General features: G+C 62.4%; 17 protein-coding genes. 4 read left to right on the forward strand and 13 right to left on the reverse strand.

Features of this window, described 5'->3' with window-relative positions:
- Positions 1-42: 42 nt before the first annotated feature.
- Positions 43-1,383, forward strand: coding sequence for a hemolysin family protein (locus ACIOAU_RS10495; protein WP_101322855.1), 1,341 nt, complete (start codon positions 43-45; stop codon positions 1,381-1,383).
- A 145-nt stretch (positions 1,384-1,528) separates the two neighbouring features.
- Here ACIOAU_RS10495 and ACIOAU_RS10500 read toward each other — a convergent pair whose 3' ends face one another.
- The 8 genes from ACIOAU_RS10500 to ACIOAU_RS10535 form a co-directional block, all read right to left on the reverse strand.
- Positions 1,529-2,428, reverse strand: a complete 900-nt coding sequence (locus tag ACIOAU_RS10500; protein WP_101322854.1) for a peptidoglycan DD-metalloendopeptidase family protein — start codon at positions 2,426-2,428, stop codon at positions 1,529-1,531.
- 127 nt (positions 2,429-2,555) lie between these two features.
- Positions 2,556-3,455: a response regulator gene (locus ACIOAU_RS10505; RefSeq protein ID WP_101322853.1), complete on the reverse strand. Its 900-nt coding sequence runs from the start codon at positions 3,453-3,455 to the stop codon at positions 2,556-2,558.
- A 164-nt stretch (positions 3,456-3,619) separates the two neighbouring features.
- Positions 3,620-4,390, reverse strand: coding sequence for a phosphate signaling complex protein PhoU (gene phoU, locus ACIOAU_RS10510; protein WP_103435538.1), 771 nt, complete (start codon positions 4,388-4,390; stop codon positions 3,620-3,622).
- An 80-nt stretch (positions 4,391-4,470) separates the two neighbouring features.
- Positions 4,471-5,304, reverse strand: coding sequence for a phosphate ABC transporter ATP-binding protein PstB (pstB, locus tag ACIOAU_RS10515; protein ID WP_101322851.1), 834 nt, complete (start codon positions 5,302-5,304; stop codon positions 4,471-4,473).
- 99 nt (positions 5,305-5,403) lie between these two features.
- Positions 5,404-7,074, reverse strand: a complete 1,671-nt coding sequence (pstA, locus tag ACIOAU_RS10520; protein ID WP_401181776.1) for a phosphate ABC transporter permease PstA — start codon at positions 7,072-7,074, stop codon at positions 5,404-5,406.
- Between the two features lie 17 nt (positions 7,075-7,091).
- On the reverse strand, positions 7,092-9,380 hold the full coding sequence (locus tag ACIOAU_RS10525; RefSeq protein ID WP_262500194.1) for an ABC transporter permease subunit: 2,289 nt from the start codon (positions 9,378-9,380) through the stop codon (positions 7,092-7,094).
- Between the two features lie 137 nt (positions 9,381-9,517).
- Positions 9,518-10,516: a phosphate ABC transporter substrate-binding protein PstS gene (locus ACIOAU_RS10530; protein WP_150573458.1), complete on the reverse strand. Its 999-nt coding sequence runs from the start codon at positions 10,514-10,516 to the stop codon at positions 9,518-9,520.
- Between the two features lie 161 nt (positions 10,517-10,677).
- A complete protein-coding gene (locus ACIOAU_RS10535) occupies positions 10,678-11,967 on the reverse strand; it encodes an MFS transporter (protein ID WP_150570346.1) in 1,290 nt (429 codons plus the stop codon).
- Positions 11,968-12,320: 353 nt separating this feature from the next.
- On the opposite strand from ACIOAU_RS10535, the gene ACIOAU_RS10540 reads away from it, so the two are divergent.
- The gene (locus ACIOAU_RS10540) at positions 12,321-12,719 is read left to right on the forward strand and encodes an acyl-CoA thioesterase (RefSeq protein WP_101322846.1); all 399 of its coding nucleotides are present in this window, start codon (positions 12,321-12,323) and stop codon (positions 12,717-12,719) included.
- Between the two features lie 70 nt (positions 12,720-12,789).
- Positions 12,790-13,689 (forward strand): D-hexose-6-phosphate mutarotase, encoded by a 900-nt coding sequence (locus ACIOAU_RS10545; RefSeq protein WP_401181781.1) that lies wholly within the window; start codon positions 12,790-12,792, stop codon positions 13,687-13,689.
- 171 nt (positions 13,690-13,860) lie between these two features.
- Here ACIOAU_RS10545 and ACIOAU_RS10550 read toward each other — a convergent pair whose 3' ends face one another.
- The 5 genes from ACIOAU_RS10550 to ACIOAU_RS10570 form a co-directional block, all read right to left on the reverse strand.
- Positions 13,861-14,394, reverse strand: a complete 534-nt coding sequence (locus tag ACIOAU_RS10550) for a DUF3299 domain-containing protein (protein ID WP_181088500.1) — start codon at positions 14,392-14,394, stop codon at positions 13,861-13,863.
- Positions 14,395-14,443: 49 nt separating this feature from the next.
- Positions 14,444-14,689, reverse strand: coding sequence for a GlsB/YeaQ/YmgE family stress response membrane protein (locus tag ACIOAU_RS10555; protein WP_101322843.1), 246 nt, complete (start codon positions 14,687-14,689; stop codon positions 14,444-14,446).
- A gap of 97 nt (positions 14,690-14,786) precedes the next feature.
- Positions 14,787-15,869 (reverse strand): 5-(carboxyamino)imidazole ribonucleotide synthase, encoded by a 1,083-nt coding sequence (locus ACIOAU_RS10560; protein WP_101322842.1) that lies wholly within the window; start codon positions 15,867-15,869, stop codon positions 14,787-14,789.
- A gap of 10 nt (positions 15,870-15,879) precedes the next feature.
- Positions 15,880-16,371 (reverse strand): 5-(carboxyamino)imidazole ribonucleotide mutase, encoded by a 492-nt coding sequence (gene purE, locus ACIOAU_RS10565; RefSeq protein WP_101322841.1) that lies wholly within the window; start codon positions 16,369-16,371, stop codon positions 15,880-15,882.
- Between the two features lie 174 nt (positions 16,372-16,545).
- A complete protein-coding gene (locus ACIOAU_RS10570) occupies positions 16,546-17,475 on the reverse strand; it encodes a LysR substrate-binding domain-containing protein (protein ID WP_101322840.1) in 930 nt (309 codons plus the stop codon).
- Positions 17,476-17,655: 180 nt separating this feature from the next.
- Between ACIOAU_RS10570 and aspA the strand changes: the two genes are divergently transcribed.
- On the forward strand, positions 17,656-19,080 hold the full coding sequence (aspA, locus tag ACIOAU_RS10575; RefSeq protein WP_101322839.1) for an aspartate ammonia-lyase: 1,425 nt from the start codon (positions 17,656-17,658) through the stop codon (positions 19,078-19,080).
- The last annotated feature ends 33 nt before the right edge of the window (positions 19,081-19,113 follow it).

The raw sequence follows: 19,113 nt of genomic DNA on the forward strand, positions 1-19,113 counted from the left end.
TTTTATCATCATTTTCGCAGACGGACCCCGTAAAACCCCATCATGGACCCTTCCCCTGGTATCAGCGTCACCTCCCTGTTTGCCGACTTCGGCATGATTCTTTTTGCACTGTTCCTGGTCTTGCTCAACGGCTTCTTCGTTGCCGCCGAGTTCGCCATGGTCAAACTGCGCTCGACCCGGGTCGATTCGATCGCCGAGCTGCACGGCTGGCGCGGCAGCATTCTGCGCAAGGTGCACAACCAGCTCGATGCCTACCTGTCTGCCTGTCAGCTGGGTATCACCCTCGCCTCGCTGGGCCTGGGCTGGGTCGGTGAGCCGGCCTTCGCCCACCTGCTCGAGCCGTTGCTGGCGTACTTTGGCGTCGACTCGCCGGAGCTGATCAAGGGCGTGTCGTTCTTCATCGCCTTCTTCGTTATCTCGTACCTGCACATCGTTGTCGGTGAGCTGGCGCCCAAGTCGTGGGCGATCCGCAAACCCGAGCTGTTGTCGCTGTGGACGGCGGTGCCGCTGTACCTGTTCTACTGGGCCATGTACCCGGCCATCTACCTGCTCAACGCCAGCGCCAACGCCATCCTGCGGGTGGCTGGCCAGGGCGAGCCGGGGCCGCACCATGAGCACCATTACAGCCGCGAAGAGCTCAAGCTGATCCTGCACTCCAGCCGTGGCCAGGACCCGAGTGATCAGGGCATGCGCGTACTGGCGTCGGCGGTCGAGATGGGCGAGCTGGAGGTGGTCGACTGGGCCAACTCGCGCGAGGACATGATCAGCCTCGACGCCAAGGCGCCGCTCAAGGAAATCCTGGCGATGTTCCGCCGGCACAAATTCAGCCGCTACCCGGTGTACGATGCCGAGCGTGAGGAATTCACCGGTTTGCTGCACATCAAGGACCTGTTGCTGGAGCTGGCCGACCTCGACCATATCCCCGGCAGCGTCGACCTGGACGACCTGACCCGGCCACTCGAGCGGGTGTCCCGGCACATGCCGCTGTCGCAGTTGCTCGAGCAATTCCGCAAGGGCGGCGCGCACTTTGTGCTGGTTGAAGAAGCCGATGGCAAGGTGATCGGCTACCTGACCATGGAAGACGTGCTGGAAGTGCTGGTCGGTGATATTCAGGACGAGCACCGCAAGACCGAGCGCGGCATCCTCGCCTACCAGCCAGGCAAGCTGCTGGTGCGCGGCGATACTCCGCTGTTCAAGGTCGAGCGGCTGCTGGGCGTTGACCTTGACCACATCGAGGCCGAAACCCTTGCAGGGCTGGTCTACGAGACGCTGAATCGGGTGCCTGAAGAAGAGGAACTGCTCGAAGTCGAAGGCCTGCGCATCATCATCAAGAAGATGAAAGGGCCCAAGATCGTTCTGGCCAAGGTGCTCAAGCTGGAATAACCAGCGGTCTGCCACATCTTTGGGGCTGCTGCGCAGCCCTTTCGCGACACAAGGCCGCTCCTACAGGGTCCGCGCAAGTACGTCATGCGCGGTCAACTGTAGGAGCGGCCTTGTGTCGCGAAAGGGCCGCGCAGCGGCCCCAATTTCACGGATTGCCCGCCGTGAAATTAGGCAACCCGCCAAGGGGCCGGTCGAACTGATAGGGGATCGACTCCAGTGCCAGGCCGACATTGCGCTGCACCACAAAGTGTAGATGCGGCCCGCTGCTGTTGCCGGTATTGCCCGACTTGGCCAGCGCATCCCCTACGCTGACCCGCTGCCCCTCGCCGACCACCACCGAGCCCTGCATCAGGTGCAGGTAGACGCCCATGGTGCCATCGCTATGGAGAATGCGCACAAAGTTGCCTGAGGCATTGGTACCGCGGCCGTTCTGGCTGTTCTCGGTCTTGATCACCACCCCGCCGCGCGCAGCGACGATCGGCGTGCCTTCAGGCATGGCGATGTCCATCGCATAGCGGCCCTTGGCGCCGAAGTGGCTGTAGCGCCCGTTCGGCCCCTGACTCAAACGAAACGGCCCGCCACGCCAGGGGAACGGGTAGCGAAATGCCTGCGGCCGCTGCAGCGGGCTGCCGAGGGCGTAGTCGAGTTTGCTTTGATAACCCAGTTGCTTGCCGGGCTGGGCCATGACCACGCTGAGCAACTGGGTCGAGCGTGCTGGCAGCACCTTGCGCACGATCCGCGGCGCGTTGCCCCCCTGAGCATTGCTCAGCCCTTGCAGGCGCAACTCGACCTCGACCGGCGCGAACAGCTCGTTGTGCGCGCTGAAGCGCATCCCGCCGGTAATCACCTCGCTGTACAGCCGCACCTGGCCGTCGAGGCGCTCGACGATCGGCTCGCGAAAGATCACATAGGCCTTGGCGCCTTCGCTGTCGTGATCGGAGTACGACACAACACCGTAGGCATCAGTGGTTCGATACAACGTCATGGCCACACTCGACGCCGAAGCCGTGAGCAAGGCACAGAACAGCAGCAGGCGGCTGGGCATGGGATGGTGGCTTTATGACAGTTGGGTTCTGTCGAAGCCTAGCAGGCGGATTGCCATTGGGTATGGCAGTTGGTCGGCGCAGCCGCGGCCCGTGCTGACAGGGGCCGCGGCTGCGTCGGACAGCGCCTCACGCGCCGGGAGTGAAGTGCTTCTGAGTAGTGCCGCGGGCAATCAAGCGCGACAGGTAGTCGAGCTTCTGCGCGTCTTGGTCGACAAACTTGAAGGTCAGCTGCAGCCAGTCGCTGTCCGGCTTCGGCTCCATCGCCGCCACTGCATGCAGATAGCCGTTCAGACGCGCGACTTCAGCGTTGTCACCCTGCTCAAGGTCGAGCACCGCGCCTTCAAGCACCTGCGGCAGGTTGGCGCTGCGACGCACCACCAGCAGCGCTTCCTTCAGGCTCAGGGCCTTGATCACACAGGCTTGCGCGCCGCTGGCGAGGCGCAATTGGCCTTGGCCACGACCGGCCGGTGCGGCACTTGGCGCGGCCTTCGGTGCTGCTGCGGCGACCAGCGGCCGGGCAGCCTCGGCGGCCACCGGAGCGGCTCTGACAGCCTCCGGGCGACCACCGGTCAAGGCGCTCAGCGAGTCATTGGCAAACGCCGAATTGACCTTGGCCACGCCGCCCGACATCAGGCTGTCGAGCTTGCCGATCTTGCTCAGGGATTTTTTCACCTTGGTCAGCAGCTGTTCGTTGGTGAACGGCTTGCCGACAAAATCGGACACCCCGGCCTGAATCGCCTGAATCACGTTTTCCTTGTCGCCACGGCTGGTCACCATGATGAACTGCAGGGCTTTCATCTCTGGCTGCTGACGGCACCAGGTGAGCAATTCCAGGCCCGACATTTCCGGCATTTCCCAGTCGCACAGGACCAGGTCGAAATGCTCCTTACCGAGCAATGCCATGGCTTTGCGGCCGTTCACTGCATCTTCGATGACCATACCCGGGAAGGCGTTGCGCAGGCACTTCTTTACCAGATCGCGAATGAACGGGGCGTCATCCACAACCAGCACATTGACTTTACTCATCGATACTCCTCTTGATCCCGACTAGCATAACGCTCACTGATGGCCATTTGCCAAGCAGCGAATCAGGTCGGGACGTCGCACACTGTTCGCGGGTGCCTGCTGGCTGCTCGACCGCAAACGAAAACGCCCGGCACTGGGCCGGGCGTTGAGGCTCGGGAGCAATCCTATTTATCGTCCGATTCAGCCAAAACATTAGCGATTTCAGCCTCGCGGCCTGCGGTGCCTTCGACCTCGGCTTTCATCCGCTTCAAGCCCATGTGGCGCACGTCGGTGCCGCGCACCAGGTAGATCACCAGTTCGGCGATGTTGCGCGCGTGGTCGCCGATCCGCTCCAGCGAACGCAATGCCCAGATCACGCTGAGTACCCGCGAGATCGAGCGTGGGTCTTCCATCATGTAGGTGACCAGCTCGCGCAGCGCAGTCTTGTATTCGCGGTCGATAGTCTTGTCGTACTGCGCTACCGACAGCGCCAGCTCGGCGTCGAAGCGGGCAAATGCGTCCAGTGCGTCGCGGACCATGTTGCGCACCTGGTCGCCGATGTGGCGCACTTCGACGTAACCACGCGGCGACTCGCCTTCTTCACACAGCTGGATGGCGCGGCGAGCGATCTTGGTCGACTCGTCGCCGATGCGCTCAAGGTCGATTACCGATTTGGAAATGCTGATGATCAGGCGCAGGTCAGAAGCCGCCGGCTGTCGACGGGCCAGAATGCGCACGCATTCTTCGTCGATGTTGCGCTCCATCTGGTTGATCTGCTCATCGACTTCGCGCACTTGCTGGGCCAGGCCCGAGTCAGCCTCGATCAGCGCGGTGACCGCATCGTTGACCTGCTTCTCGACCAGCCCGCCCATGGCCAGCAGGTGGCTGCGCACTTCTTCGAGCTCGGCATTGAACTGCTGGGAGATGTGATGGGTAAGGCTTTCTTTGTTGATCATGCGTTCGCTCCGCGCAGAAGCCAGCTGCTGCAAGCTTCAAGGTATTCGGGTCGGTGCCGGCGTGAAGCCGGCAGCGGCTACTAGCCGTAACGACCGGTGATGTAGTCTTCGGTCTGCTTCTTGGCCGGGTTGGTGAACAGCGTATCGGTGTCCCCATACTCGATCAGTTTGCCCATGTACATGAACGCGGTGTAGTCGGAGACGCGCGCCGCCTGCTGCATGTTGTGGGTGACGATGACGATGGTGTACTTGGATTTCAACTCGTAGATCAGTTCTTCGACCTTGAGCGTGGAAATCGGGTCGAGCGCCGAGCACGGCTCATCGAGCAGCAACACTTCTGGCTCGACGGCAATCGTGCGGGCAATCACCAGACGTTGCTGCTGACCACCGGACAGGCCCAGAGCCGACTCGTGCAGGCGGTCTTTGACCTCATCCCACAAGGCCGCGCCGCGCAGCGCCCATTCGACCGCTTCGTCGAGAGTGCGCTTCTTGTTGATGCCCTGAATGCGCAGGCCGTAGACCACGTTCTCATAGATAGTCTTGGGGAATGGGTTGGGCTTCTGAAACACCATGCCGACCCGACGACGCAGCTCGGCTACGTCTTCGCCCTTGCGGTAGATGTTGGTGCCGTAGAGGTTGATTTCGCCTTCTACGCGGCAACCGTCAACCAGGTCGTTCATCCGGTTGAAGGTGCGCAGCAAGGTCGACTTGCCGCAGCCGGACGGGCCGATGAAGGCGGTCACGCGCTGCTTGGGGATATTCAGGCTGACGTCGAACAGCGCCTGCTTGTCGCCGTAGTACAGAGACAGGCCAGGCACTTCGATGGCTACAGCTTCTTCAGCCAGGCGCAGGCTCTGCTTGTTGCGACCCAGGGCCGACATGTCGATGCCATGAGCTTGAGTTTCATGTTGCATGGTTTCACTCCGTTTGTAGCTGCCGGCTTCGAGCTGCAAGCTGCGGTCTGGGCAAAAGCGCCTGGCTGCTGAGCCCGGCGCTTGTGGCGTGAAGCTGAATCAGTGGTCGAGCGCCTTGTACTTCTCGCGCAGGTGGTTACGCATCCACACCGCCGACAGGTTGAGCGTGGCAATCACCAGCACCAGCAGCAACGCGGTGGCGTACACCAGCGGCCGCGCGGCCTCGACGTTGGGGCTCTGGAAGCCGACGTCGTAGATGTGGAAGCCCAGGTGCATGATCTTCTGATCAAGGTGCAGATAAGGGTAGTTGCCGTTGACCGGCAGCGTCGGCGCCAGCTTGACCACCCCCACCAGCATCAGCGGCGCGACTTCGCCAGCGGCGCGGGCGACGGCGAGGATCATGCCGGTCATCATCGCCGGGCTGGCCATCGGCAGCACGATCTTCCACAGCGTCTCGGATTTGGTCGCACCGAGCGCCAGCGAGCCTTCGCGCAGGGTCCGCGGGATTCGCGCCAGGCCTTCTTCAGTGGCCACGATCACTACCGGCACGGCCAGCAACGCCAGGGTCAGCGATGCCCAGAGCAGGCCCGGGGTACCCAAGGTCGGCGCTGGCAACGCTTCCGGGAAGAACAGCCGGTCGATCGAGCCGCCCAGCACGTAGACAAAGAAGCCCAGGCCAAACACGCCGTAGACGATCGCCGGGACGCCGGCGAGGTTGTTCACGGCGATGCGGATCAGCCGGGTGACCGGGCCCTGCCGGGCGTATTCACGCAGATAGACCGCCGCGAGCACACCGAACGGGGTGACGATGATGGCCATGATCAGGGTCATCATCACCGTGCCGAAGATGGCCGGGAAGATCCCGCCCTCGGTGTTTGCCTCACGCGGGTCGTCGCTGAGGAATTCCCATACTTTGGCGAAATAGGTGCCCAGCTTGGTAACGATGCCCATGCCGTTCGGCTGATAGGCATGCACGACCTTGTCGAGGTTGATCTCCAGCTCGCGGCCATTGCCATCGCGCACCACCAGGCTGTCCCGGCTGAAATCGCGGTGCAGCGCGCCGAGGCGTTCTTCGATGGCCTTGTAGCGGCTGTTCAGCTCGGCACGCTCGGACTCAAGGTCTACCTGCGCGGTGGCGTCCAGCTTGCCCGCCAGCTCCAGCTTGCGGCTCTGCAGGCGCAGGCGTTCAAGGCCATGGTTGATGGCACCGATGTCTTTCTTCTCAAGGTCTTGAAGCTCGCCGGCAAGTTCGCTCGCGCGTTTCAGGCGGGCTTGCAGTTCGCCCCAGGCCGCATCGCCCTGGGCCACTACCTGGCCGTCCTGCTTGACGCTGACCAGGTAGCCATAGAAGTTGCCCCACTCGCGGCGCTCCAAGGCGATCAAGTCCGCCGGGGCGGTCTGATCGACCAGCCAGTCGCCGACCACCCAGGTGAAGTCGCTGCCATTGATGTCGCGGTTGCCGACCTTGATCAGCTCCCGAGTCATGAATTCCGGGCCGTTGTCCGGCACTGGCAGGCCAGCGCCCTTGAGCCGCGCCAGGGGTACCTGTTCCTGCTGCACTACTTCGCCGACGACGATATGCTCGGCCTGCCCTGGCACCTTGTAGGTGGCCTGGATCACGTCGGCCGGCCAGAAGTGGCCAAGGCCGCGCACGGCGATCACCGCCAGCAGGCCAACGGTCATGATCACGGCGATGGCGACGGCGCCACCGCTGATCCAAACGCCGGGAGCGCCGCTCTTGAACCAGCCTTTGAGGGAATCCTTTTTCACGGATCTCTACCTTTCTATCAAAGCGACGAGTATTTCTTGCGCAGACGCTGACGAATCAGCTCGGCCAGGGTGTTCATCACAAAGGTGAACATCAGCAGCACCAGCGCGGCGAGGAACAGTACCCGGTAGTGGCTGCCGCCGACTTCCGACTCCGGCATTTCCACCGCGACGTTGGCCGCGAGGGTGCGCATGCCTTCGAACAGGTTCATCTCCATCACCGGCGTGTTGCCGGTGGCCATCAGCACGATCATGGTTTCGCCGACTGCGCGGCCCATGCCGATCATCAGCGCCGAGAAAATCCCCGGGCTGGCCGTCAGAATCACCACTCGGGTGAGGGTCTGCCAGGGCGTTGCGCCCAGCGCCAGCGAACCCAGGGTCAGGCTCCGCGGCACGCTGAACACGGCGTCTTCGGCGATCGAGTAGATGTTCGGGATGACCGCAAAGCCCATGGCGATACCGACCACCAGGGCGTTGCGCTGGTCGTAGGTGATGCCCAGGTCATTGCTGATCCACAGGCGCATGTCGCCGCCGAAGAACCAGCTCTCGAGGAACGGGCTCATGGACAGCGACAGCCAGCCAGTGAAGAGGATCACCGGCAGCAGGATCGCGGCTTCCCAGCCGTCCGGCACGCGCAGGCGGATCGACTCAGGCAGGCGGCTCCAGCCAAAGCCGGCCAGAAGAATACCCAATGGCATCAGCAGGAACAGGCTGAACACGCCCGGCAAGTGCGCTTCCAGGTACGGCGCGAGGAACAGACCGGCGAAGAAGCCGAGAATCACCGTCGGCATCGCCTCCATCAACTCGATCACCGGCTTGACCTTGCGGCGCATGCCCGGAGCCATGAAGTAGGCGGTGTAGATCGCAGCAGCGATGGCCAGCGGTGCCGCCAGAATCATCGCGTAGAAGGCTGCCTTGAGGGTGCCGAAGGTCAGTGGCGACAGGCTCAGCTTGGGCTCGAAGTCGGTGTTCGAGGCAGTCGACTGCCAGACGTACTTCGGCTCCTCGTAGTTCTCGTACCAGACCTTGCCCCACAGCGCGCTCCAGGACACTTCCGGGTGCGGGTTCTTCAGGCTCAACGGCAGCAGTTTGCCGCCTTGCTCGATGATGATGCGGTTGGCCCGCGGCGACAGGGCCAGAATGCCTGCGCCATCGGCAACTGGCTCGACCAGCAAGGTGCGGTGCGCGGTGCTGTGGAACACGCCCAGCTGGCCGGCGCTGTCCAGAGCAATGAAGCCCTTGCGGCGCTCTTCGGCGTCGATCTGCACCACCGGCGCGGTACCGAGCTGGAAGCTGCGGATCAGTTTCAAGCGCGACTCGCCATCCGGGTCGCGGGCCATGAACCACTGGCTCAGGCCACCCTTGGAATCACCAAAGATCAGCGAGATACCGCCCACCAGCTGGGTGCTCGCGGTGATTTCTGCCTGGCCGTCTTCGAGCAGCTTGTAGCGACCGTTGAGATTCTTGTCGCGCAGGCTGAACACATCGGCCTGGGCGCGACCGTTGACCACATACAGCCACTGCTGACGCGGGTCGACATAGATCGCTTTGACCGTTTCGGTCATCTGCGGCAGGTCGATGCTGGTCTGCTCGCTGCTGACCTCGCCGGTCATCATGTTTTCTTCGCGGGTCAGCTGGCTGACCAGCAACTGCGAGCCGTGCGAGCCGGCCAGGATCAGCGACTCACCATTGAGGCTGACGTTGACATGTTCCAGCGCGCGACCTGCGCTATCGAGCACGAATGGCGTCTCGCCGTAAGGGAAGTCGATGCCCGGGTTGATGGTCTTCTTGTTGTCCGGGTAGGTGACCTTGTAGGTGTGACTGAACACCAGTGCCTGACCGTTGGACAGACCCAGCACGATCAGCGGGCTGCCCGGTTGATCAGCGCTGATCGAGGTCACGTGCGCAGCGGCCGGGACTGGCAGGTCAACACGTTTCAGCTCGGCACCGGTCTTGCTGTCGAAGAACAACGCCTGACCTTGGTCGGACACGCGCAGGCCAACCAGGTTTTGTTCTTCAAGCGCGATCAACAGCGGCTTGCCGGCATCCTGCTGCAGCCAGGTGGGCTGCAACGCCTGCTTGCGGGTCAGCTCGGCGCCCTGGAACAGCGGCAGCACCACGTAAGCCAGATAGAAGAAGATCAAGGTGATTGCCGCAAGCACGGCAAGCCCGCCCACCAGTACATACCAGCGGGTCAGGCGATCTTTGAGGGCGCGCATGCGGCGCTTGCGTTGCAACTCGGGCGTATTGAAGTCAATGCGCACCGGCGGAGCCTTGTCGCTCATGGTGGAGTTGGCCAGATCATTCATGCGCACACCCTAGCGGTCCCATATTACAAAAACATGACAGTGCGTTGACGCAACAAAGCCCGCCGCACAGTAAGCCTGGCGCCGGACCGAAAATAGCTGACAGGGCCGGCCCGCAGGCCAACCCCGTCCAGTGTTACTTAATGCTTGGCAACGTTGCCGGCATGCGACAGGCCCAGATCAGCCAGCGCCTTGGCAGCTACCTTGGCCGGCAGCGGGATGTAGCCATCTTTTACTACAACCTGCTGGCCTGCTTGCGACAGCACCAGCTTGATGAACTCGGCGTCGAGCGGAGCCAGCGGCTTGTTCGGCGCCTTGTTGACATAGACGTAGAGGAAGCGCGACAGCGGGTACTTACCGTTGAGGGCGTTCTCTTCGTTGTCTTCGATGAACTCGCCACCTTCTTTCTTGGCCAGCGGCACGGTCTTGACGCTGGCAGTCTTGTAGCCGATGCCCGAGTAGCCAATGCCGTTCAGCGAGCTGCTGATCGACTGTACCACCGAAGCCGAACCAGGCTGCTCATTGACGTTAGGCTTGAAGTCGCCTTTGCACAGGGCTTCTTCCTTGAAGTAGCCGTAGGTGCCGGATACCGAGTTGCGACCGAACAGCTGCACCGGCTTGTTGGCCAGGTCGCCGGTCACACCGAGGTCACCCCAGGTTTTCACGTCGGCCTTGGCACCGCACAGGCGCGTCGACGAGAACACCGCATCGACCTGCGCCATGGTCAGGCCCTTGATCGGGTTGTCCTTGTGCACGAAGACTGCCAGGGCGTCGACCGCGACTGGGATAGCAGTTGGCTTGTAGCCGTACTTCTGCTCGAAGGCCTGCAGCTCGACGTCCTTCATCTTGCGGCTCATCGGGCCGAGGTTGGCGGTGCCTTCGGTCAGCGCGGGTGGCGCAGTCGAGGAGCCGGCAGCCTGAATCTGGATGTTTACGTTGGGGTATTCCTTCTTGTAGGCCTCGGCCCACAGAGTCATCAGGTTCGCCAAAGTATCGGAACCGACGCTGGAGAGGTTGCCCGATACACCGGTGGTCTTGGTGTAAGTCGGGATCGCTGGGTCGACAGCGGCCACCGCGTTGGCGGTTGCAACGCCAGCGGCGACGAACGTGAGGGCCGCCATCAAACGCTTCAGTTTCATGCCTTGCTCCTAGCAGGAATAGGGGGTGTGCTGGATGGAACGGGCCCCAGTATCTGCAGGGCGCATGAACACTCTATGACTTCAATGTGACAATTGGATGAAAGGCCATCATCGCACCCGCGAGATGGCCTTTCACTTTTGCTCGAGTTGAAACGCCTTTGTCAGCGTTTTTTCGCCAGCAGATACAAGCCCACCAGCAGGCCGACCGTGCACAGCACCGCCACGTAGTAAGCCGGCGCCATCGGGCTGATCTTCAACAGACCGGTCACCGCCATCGGCGTCAGCCCGCCGAAGATCGCATAGGCGACATTGTAGGAGAACGACAAGCCGCTGAAGCGCACCGCCGCTGGAAACGCCTTGACCATCACATACGGCACCGCGCCAATCACGCCCACGCACAGACCGGTGACCGCATACAGCGGGAACAGCAGCTCGGGGTGGTTGGGCAGGCTGTGGTAGAAGCTCCACGAGCTGGCCAGCAGCGCCAGGCTGCCGATCACCAACACACGCCCGGCACCGAAGCGGTCGGCCAGGCTACCGGCGGCAATGCAACCCAGGCTGAGCAGGACGATGGCCACGCTGTTGGCCTTGAGCGAATCCAGCGCGCTGACCTGGTACAGCGTCTGCAGCAGCGCCGGGGTCATCAGGATGACGACCACGATGCCTGCCGACAGCAGCCAGGTCAGCAGCATCGACAGCACGATCGCACCACGGTGGTCACGCAGCACTGCCCGCAGCGGCAGCTCTTCGGCGAGGGCCTTGCGTTGCTGCATCTCGGCGAACACCGGGGTTTCGTGCAGCCAGCGGCGCAGGTACACCGAGAACAGGCCGAATACACCGCCGACCAGGAACGGGATGCGCCAGGCGTAATCGGCCACTTCCACCGGGGTGTAGACGGTGTTGATCAGGGTTGCCACCAGCGAGCCGAGCAAGATGCCCGCGGTCAGCCCGGCGGTCAGGGTGCCGCAAGCGTAGCCGGTATTGCGCGCCGGCACGTGCTCGGAGACGAACACCCAGGCGCCGGGCACTTCCCCGCCAATCGCCGCGCCCTGGATCACCCGCATCAGCAGCAACAGGATCGGCGCCCACAGGCCGATCTGCGCGTAGGTCGGCAGCAGGCCCATGATCAGCGTCGGCAGAGCCATCATGAAGATGCTCAGGGTGAACATCTTCTTGCGCCCGAGCAGGTCACCGAAGTGCGCCATGATGATGCCGCCCAAGGGCCGAGCCAGGTAACCCGCGGCAAAGATGCCGAAGGTCTGCATCAGGCGCAGCCATTCGGGCATGTCCGGCGGAAAGAACAGCTTGCCGACCACGGTGGCAAAGAACACGAAGATGATGAAATCGTAGAACTCCAGCGCCCCGCCCAGGGCGGACAGCGAGAGCGTCTTGTAGTCACTGCGGGTCAGCGGCCGCGAAGGCTGCTCGATACTGCTCGGCACGGAGGTCATCGGAGGTCTCTTGTAGGACGTGCAGGCCGCTTGTAACGCGGCTTCTGGATAGTTGAGGGAGGAAGATAACAAATTGCCTGCCGGCGCTCATAGCGGCAGAAAAACTCTCTCGATATTCATCAATGCATGGTCGTGCCTGGCGGCAGGCGTCTATATACTGCCCATTCGAATGAAAAGAATGCTCCCGTTGTGGGATGTTGTGCGAAAACGCCGGTCATTATGCTCAGGCGGTTTCGCAGAGTTTCCCTGCGGCCGCCCTCCAAAACGAAATCAGCGTAGTATGAGCTGATCGTTTTCACGGCGACCTTGATTGCGCCAACCAACGAAGCGTCACGGGTCAGAGGCCCCACGGCATGATTGAGCTCGAACAAGAAGATCCTATTCCGCAAGGCGATTTGGCTCTGCAGATCACCGCGTTGCCCCGCGAAACCAATGGCTTTGGCGATATCTTCGGCGGCTGGCTGGTCGCGCAGATGGACCTCGCCGGTACCGCCATGGCCAGCCGCGTTGCCGGTGGCCGGGTGGCAACCGTAGCTATCGACCGCATGGCCTTTCTGGTCCCGGTGGCGGTTGGCGCGCAACTGTCGTTCTACACCCAAACGGTGGAAATCGGCCGCAGCTCGATCCAGATGATGGTCGAAGTGTGGAGCGACGACCCGCTGTCCAGCGAATGGCGCAAGGTCACCGAGGCGGTGTTCGTGTTCGTCGCCATCGATGGCAGTGGCCGCACCCGCTCGGTCCCTCGTCGCTGAGCCACGCCGGGGTTAAACTCGTTGCACAGCACAGGGTCGAAAACCCAGGTGCAAACAACGAGATGAGCGTATGGCTAACTTTCAGGTCGAAACCGAAACCCACGGCGAGCTTGCTTGCTGGCGCGTCAGCTGCCCGCAGGCGGAACTGCTGATTGCTCAGCAAGGCGCGCAGATTCTCAGCTACCAGCGCATCGGCCAACCGCCGCTGCTGTGGTTGAGTGAACAAGCGCTGTTTCGTCAGGGCAAATCGGTGCGTGCCGGGGTCCCGGTATGCTGGCCGTGGTTTGGCAACCTGCAACGTAACCCACAGCCTGTTCAAAAAATGTACAACGGCACAGAGGCCCCGGCTCATGGGCTGGTGCGTGGCCGGGACTGGCAGTTGCTGGGCATCGAGCAGGTTGGCGAAACGGTCCAGATCCAGTTCTCGCTGCCTGAGGCTGCCAACGGCGAACTGCCGGGCTGGCCGCACAAGGTCGAGCTCAAGCTGCTGATCGAAGTTGGCGCGCAGCTCAGTGTCACCCTCACCAGTCACAACCTCGGGGATGACAGCGTCACCATCAGCCAGGCCTTGCACAGCTACTTTGCCGTAAGCGATGTGCGCCAGGCGCAGGTCGAGGGTGTTGCAGGGCTGAGCTACATCGAAACCCTGGCTGACTGGGAGCAGCGCACGCAGCAGGGCGCGCTGGCGTTCAGCGGCGAAACCGACCGCATCTACCTCGATAGCCCTGAGCAGCTAAGCATTGTCGACCCGCACTGGCAGCGACGGATTAGCCTGACCAGCAGCGGCTCGCGCTCGGCGGTGATCTGGAACCCCTGGACCGACCGCGCCCGCGAATTGCCGGACATGGCAGACGATGGCTGGCAGCGCATGCTGTGCATCGAGACGGCGAATGTCTGGGATGACGTTGTCGAGCTCAAGCCTGGTGAGCACAATGTCTTGAGCGTTCAGATCGCCAGCGAAACGCTCTGATCTGCTGGCCCCGGTGAGGGCTGCGCCCTCATTTCGCGACACAAGGCCCCTCCTACAAGGGACCGCGTTGCCAGGTAATGCGCGATCCCTGTAGGAGCGGCCTTGTGTCGCGAAAGGGCTGCGAAGCGGCCCCAAAATTCTGCGGTGCTGCAAATATCCTGGTGGCCTACATCACAGGTCCGCATCTTCCACGACCCGCACCTGCTTGGCCTCCAACGCATAGGCAGCATCCGCCAGATCATTGCTGACCTTCTCCACCTGCAGACGCCCGCTGACCCACAGCGGTGTGTAGATATCGTCGATCTTTAGACCTTTGGGATAGCGCACCAGCACCAACTGATTGGGCGGTGGCGGTGGTACGTGGATGCAGGCGCCTGGATACGGCACCAGGAAGAACAACGTGCTGTTACCCTTGGCGTCGCTTTCCAGCGGCACCGGATAACCACCGAGGCGAATCTGCTTGCCGTTCATGGCCGGCACGGTCTTGCTCGAGTACATCACTGCCGGCAAGCCTTTGCTCTGCTTGAGGCCGCCCTTGTCGGTAAAGGTACCGGTAGCTTCAGGCGAGTCGTGGTCGATTTCTGGCATCTGCTCCAGCGCCAGTTGGTCCGACTTGGGCATCAGTTCCAGCCAGTCGGTTTCGGGCAGCTCGGCATGGGCCAGGGTGCTGGCCAGCAGGAGGGGAAGGAGGAACAACGCACGCATGAGAACGCTCGGCAACTCGGGGAGAATTGCCGAGCATTCTACCGTGCAATCAGCGTTTCTTGATCATGCCGTAGATCACCAGCAGGACCACGGCGCCAACCAGCGCACCGAAGAAGCCTGCAGCCTGACCGGCCTGATAGATGCCCAGTGCCTGGCCGCCGTAGGTCGCCAGCAGGGAGCCTGCGATACCCAGGAGGATGGTCATGATCCAGCCCATGCTGTCGTCGCCTGGCTTGATGAAGCGCGCCAGCAAGCCAACGATGAGGCCGATGAAAATGGTTCCGATGATGCCCATGGCAATCCCTCTGCATTTGAAGATGAGGCATGCCAAAGCCTAGACAGCGCTTTGGCATGTTGCCATCTCAGAGGGCAGGCAACCGGCAGAGGTTCCCTCAGCCTGCGATCAACGCCTCTACTTCGGCGATTTTCTCATGCAGGCTGACCATGTCGGCGCAGCGCAGAGTGGCGTGGCCGACCTTGCGCCCGGCCTTGAAGGCCTTGCCGTAGTGATGCAGGTGGCAGTCGTCGACCGCAACGATCTTGTCCACCGCCGGCACTTCACCGATGAAGTTGAGCATGGCGCTCTCACCGACCTTGGCAGTTGAACCCAACGGCAGGCCGGCGATGGCCCGCAGGTGGTTCTGGAACTGGCTGCACTCGGCGCCTTCGATGGTCCAGTGCCCGGAGTTGTGCACGCGCGGAGCGATTTCGTTGGCCTTGAGGCCACCGTCGACTTCGAAGAACTCGAACGCCATCACGCCGACATAGTCGAGCTGCTTGAGCACGCGGCCAACGTAGTCTTCGGCCAGCGACTGCAACGGGTGGTCTTCACTGGCGACCGACAGGCGCAGAATGCCGTTGTCGTGGGTGTTGTGCACCAGCGGGTAGAAGCGCGTTTCGCCATCGCGACCACGCACCGCCACCAGCGACACTTCGCCAGTGAACGGCACGAAGCCTTCGAGCAGGCACGGCACGCTGCCCAGCTCGGCAAAGGTACCGACCACATCTTCAACTGTGCGCAGCACCTTCTGGCCCTTGCCGTCGTAACCCAGGGTACGGGTCTTGAGCACGGCCGGCAGGCCGATGCTGGCGACTGCCGCGTCGAGGTCAGCCTGCGAGAGGATGTCGGCGAAGGCTGGGGTCGGAATACCCAGATCGCGGAACATGCTCTTCTCGAACAGACGGTCGCGTGCGATGCGCAGCGCTTCGGCGCTCGGGTACACCGGCACGAACTGCGAGAGGAAAGCCACGGTTTCGGCCGGGACGCTTTCGAACTCGAAGGTTACCAGGTCGACTTCGTCGGCCAACTGGCGCAGGTGGTCCTGGTCGCCATAGTCAGCCCGCAGATGCTCGCCGAGCGGCGCGGCGCAGGCGTCCGGGGCCGGGTCGAGAAATGCGAAGTTCATGCCCAGCGGAGTACCCGCCAGGGCCAGCATGCGGCCCAACTGGCCGCCACCGATTACACCGATCTTCATGTGCTAAGCCTCAAACCTGACGCGGGTCAGGATTGTCCAGGACGGTTTCGGTCTGCTCTACGCGGAACTGCTTGAGCGCTGCGTGGAACTGCGGGTACTTGGCACCGAGGATGCTCGCCGACAGCAGCGCGGCGTTGATCGCGCCAGCCTTGCCGATGGCCAGGGTCGCGACCGGTACGCCGGCCGGCATCTGCACGATCGACAGCAGCGAGTCGACGCCCGAGAGCATGGCCGACTGGACCGGCACGCCGAGTACCGGCAGGTGGGTCTTGGCGGCGCACATGCCTGGCAGGTGGGCAGCGCCACCAGCACCGGCGATGATCACCTCGATGCCACGGCCATCGGCCTCATCGGCATACTGGAACAGCAGATCCGGAGTACGGTGGGCAGAAACCACCTTCACTTCGTAGGGAATGCCGAGTTTTTCCAGCATATCGGCGGTGTGGCTAAGGGTGGACCAATCGGACTTGGAGCCCATGATCACGCCAACCAGTGCACTCATCGTCGAGCCTCTTCGCTTGTGCGCCCGCAGGCGCGTCAAAAAACAACAAGCCACGCGGGACGACCGGCGTGGCTTGTATGCTGATCACGACCGGAATATCTATCCGGTCCAGGGGCCGCGCAGTATAACGTAACGCAAGCGCATCCCGGCACCCCTGGCGACCAACTGTCGAGCCTATTTTTCGGGGGTTTGGCTGACTTTCGGGTCAACTGTGCCGCCTTCCAGTTTGCGCCACAGCAGCCTTACGTTGGCCTTGCGCACCAGTGCGCAGCGGTACAGGCGGATCTCCAGCGGCACATGCCAGGCACTGCTGCCGCATACCGCCAGCTCGCCGCGGGCCAGCTCACCCTGCATCGACAGGCGCGGCACCCAGGCCACGCCCATGCCTTCCAGGGCCATGCTCTTGAGGCTGTCGGCCATCGCCGTTTCATAAACGGTGGTGTAGCGCAGGTTGCGCTGACGCAGCAGCAGGCTCACCGAACGGCCCAGAAACGCCCCGGCGCTGTAGGCCAGCAACGGCACGCTGTTTTCACCTTCCAGGTCGAACAGTGGCTGACCATCCGGCCCGACTGCGCAAACCGGCAGCATCTCGGTGGTGCCCATGTGCAGTGACGGGAAGATCTCGGCATCCATCTGCAGCGCAGCGTCCGGGTCGTAGAAGGCCAGCATCAGGTCACAGCCGCCTTCGCGCAGGGCGTGCACGGCATCACCGACGTTGGTCGCGACCAGCCGTGTGGCGATGTTGAGGCCGTCGTTGCGCAACTGGGCCACCCAGCGCGGGAAGAACCCCGAAGCCAGTGAGTGCGCCGCAGCCACCTGGATAACCTCGCCCTGCCCGCCTTCTAAATGATGCAAATGGCGGAGAACTTCGCTTAATTGGTCGACAACAGTGCGCGCCGTGACCAGAAACAGCTGCCCGGCTTCAGTCAGCTCGATCGGCGTGCGCGAGCGGTTTACCAGGGTCAGCCCGAGTGCCGCTTCAAGGCTGCGGATGCGCCGGCTGAAAGCAGGCTGGGTAACGAAGCGACGCTCGGCCGCCTGCGAAAAACTGCGCGTCGAGGCCAGCGCGCTGAAATCTTCCAGCCATTTGCTTTCTAGGTTCATGCAGCCATCTCCCGGCATGCACCAAAATGGAACACGCTCGAATGTCAGTTGACGTCACATCAATCATTATGCCGTTTGTGCATAGGATAGCGCCTAACAGCATTGGCCGACAAATGCGCTCCAGCCTAGGATTGGCGGCATTCCGGCAGGTGCCGGGTCAAACTCGAGATGATATCTATCATGTCCTCCGCTGCATCGTTCCGCGTCGAAAAAGATCTGCTTGGTACCCTTGAAGTCCCTGCTGATGCCTACTACGGCATCCAGACTTTGCGCGCTGCCAACAACTTCCACCTCTCCGGCGTCCCGCTGTCGCACTACCCGAAACTGGTAGTCGGCCTGGCGATGGTCAAGCAGGCTGCTGCTGATGCCAACCGTGAGCTGGGGCACCTGAGCGATGCCAAGCATGCTGCGATCAGCGAGGCTTGCGCCCGCCTGATCCGTGGTGACTACCACGAGCAGTTCGTGGTCGACATGATTCAAGGCGGTGCTGGTACTTCTACCAACATGAACGCCAACGAAGTCATCGCCAACATCGCGCTGGAGGCCATGGGTCACCAGAAGGGCGAATACCAGTACCTGCACCCGAACAACGACGTGAACATGGCGCAGTCGACCAACGACGCCTACCCGACTGCGATCCGTCTGGGTCTGCTGCTGGGTCACGACGCTCTGCTGGCCAGCCTCGACAGCCTGATCCAGGCCTTCGCTGCCAAAGGTCAGGAATTCAACCACGTACTGAAGATGGGCCGCACCCAGCTGCAGGACGCCGTACCGATGACCCTCGGTCAGGAATTCCGCGCCTTCGCCACGACCATGACCGAAGACCTCAACCGTCTGCGCTCGCTGGCACCTGAGCTGCTCACCGAAATCAACCTCGGCGGCACCGCCATCGGCACCGGCATCAACGCCGACCCGGGCTACCAGATGCTCGCCGTGCAGCGCCTGGCGGCCATCAGCGGCCAGCCACTGGTACCGGCTGCCGACCTGATCGAAGCGACTTCCGACATGGGCGCCTTCGTGCTGTTCTCGGGCATGCTCAAGCGTACTGCGGTCAAGCTGTCGAAGATCTGCAACGACCTGCGCCTGCTGTCCAGCGGCCCACGTACCGGCATCAACGAGATCAACCTGCCAGCGCGTCAGCCAGGCAGCTCGATCATGCCCGGCAAGGTCAACCCGGTTATCCCGGAAGCGGTCAACCAGGTCGCCTTCGCGATCATGGGCAACGACCTCGCCCTGACCATCGCCGCCGAAGGTGGCCAGCTGCAGCTGAACGTGATGGAGCCGCTGATCGCCTACAAGATCTTCGACTCGATCCGCCTGCTCCAGCGCGCCATGGACATGCTGCGCGAGCACTGCATCGTCGACATCACTGCCAACGAACAACGTTGCCGTGAACTGGTCGAGCACTCGATCGGCCTGGTCACCGCACTGAACCCGTACATCGGCTACGAAAACGCCACCCGTATCGCCCGCATCGCCCTGGAAACAGGCCGCGGCGTACTGGAACTGGTGCGTGAAGAGAAGCTGCTCGACGAAGCGATGCTCAACGACATCCTGCGTCCGGAAAACATGATTGCTCCACGCCTGGTGCCACTCAAGGCATAACCGGCTGCTGTAACCCGTCTCACCAGGTTTGAG

The sequence above is a fragment of the Pseudomonas sp. NPDC088322 genome (assembly GCF_044740745.1).
GTDB classification, from domain to species: Bacteria; Pseudomonadota; Gammaproteobacteria; order Pseudomonadales; family Pseudomonadaceae; genus Aquipseudomonas; species Aquipseudomonas shirazensis.

Excerpts from the sequence above, each read along its gene's own strand:
- ACIOAU_RS10495 (WP_101322855.1), top strand. The coding sequence starts at position 43 with ATGGACCCTTCCCCTGGTATCAGCGTCACCTCCCTGTTTGCCGACTTC.
- ACIOAU_RS10500 (WP_101322854.1), bottom strand. The coding sequence starts at position 2,428 with ATGCCCAGCCGCCTGCTGCTGTTCTGTGCCTTGCTCACGGCTTCGGCG.
- ACIOAU_RS10505 (WP_101322853.1), bottom strand. The coding sequence starts at position 3,455 with ATGAGTAAAGTCAATGTGCTGGTTGTGGATGACGCCCCGTTCATTCGC.
- phoU (WP_103435538.1), bottom strand. The coding sequence starts at position 4,390 with ATGATCAACAAAGAAAGCCTTACCCATCACATCTCCCAGCAGTTCAAT.
- pstB (WP_101322851.1), bottom strand. The coding sequence starts at position 5,304 with ATGCAACATGAAACTCAAGCTCATGGCATCGACATGTCGGCCCTGGGT.
- ACIOAU_RS10525 (WP_262500194.1), bottom strand. The coding sequence starts at position 9,380 with ATGAATGATCTGGCCAACTCCACCATGAGCGACAAGGCTCCGCCGGTG.
- ACIOAU_RS10530 (WP_150573458.1), bottom strand. The coding sequence starts at position 10,516 with ATGAAACTGAAGCGTTTGATGGCGGCCCTCACGTTCGTCGCCGCTGGC.
- ACIOAU_RS10535 (WP_150570346.1), bottom strand. The coding sequence starts at position 11,967 with ATGACCTCCGTGCCGAGCAGTATCGAGCAGCCTTCGCGGCCGCTGACC.
- ACIOAU_RS10540 (WP_101322846.1), top strand. The coding sequence starts at position 12,321 with ATGATTGAGCTCGAACAAGAAGATCCTATTCCGCAAGGCGATTTGGCT.
- ACIOAU_RS10545 (WP_401181781.1), top strand. The coding sequence starts at position 12,790 with ATGGCTAACTTTCAGGTCGAAACCGAAACCCACGGCGAGCTTGCTTGC.
- ACIOAU_RS10550 (WP_181088500.1), bottom strand. The coding sequence starts at position 14,394 with ATGCGTGCGTTGTTCCTCCTTCCCCTCCTGCTGGCCAGCACCCTGGCC.
- ACIOAU_RS10555 (WP_101322843.1), bottom strand. The coding sequence starts at position 14,689 with ATGGGCATCATCGGAACCATTTTCATCGGCCTCATCGTTGGCTTGCTG.
- ACIOAU_RS10560 (WP_101322842.1), bottom strand. The coding sequence starts at position 15,869 with ATGAAGATCGGTGTAATCGGTGGCGGCCAGTTGGGCCGCATGCTGGCC.
- purE (WP_101322841.1), bottom strand. The coding sequence starts at position 16,371 with ATGAGTGCACTGGTTGGCGTGATCATGGGCTCCAAGTCCGATTGGTCC.
- ACIOAU_RS10570 (WP_101322840.1), bottom strand. The coding sequence starts at position 17,475 with ATGAACCTAGAAAGCAAATGGCTGGAAGATTTCAGCGCGCTGGCCTCG.
- aspA (WP_101322839.1), top strand. The coding sequence starts at position 17,656 with ATGTCCTCCGCTGCATCGTTCCGCGTCGAAAAAGATCTGCTTGGTACC.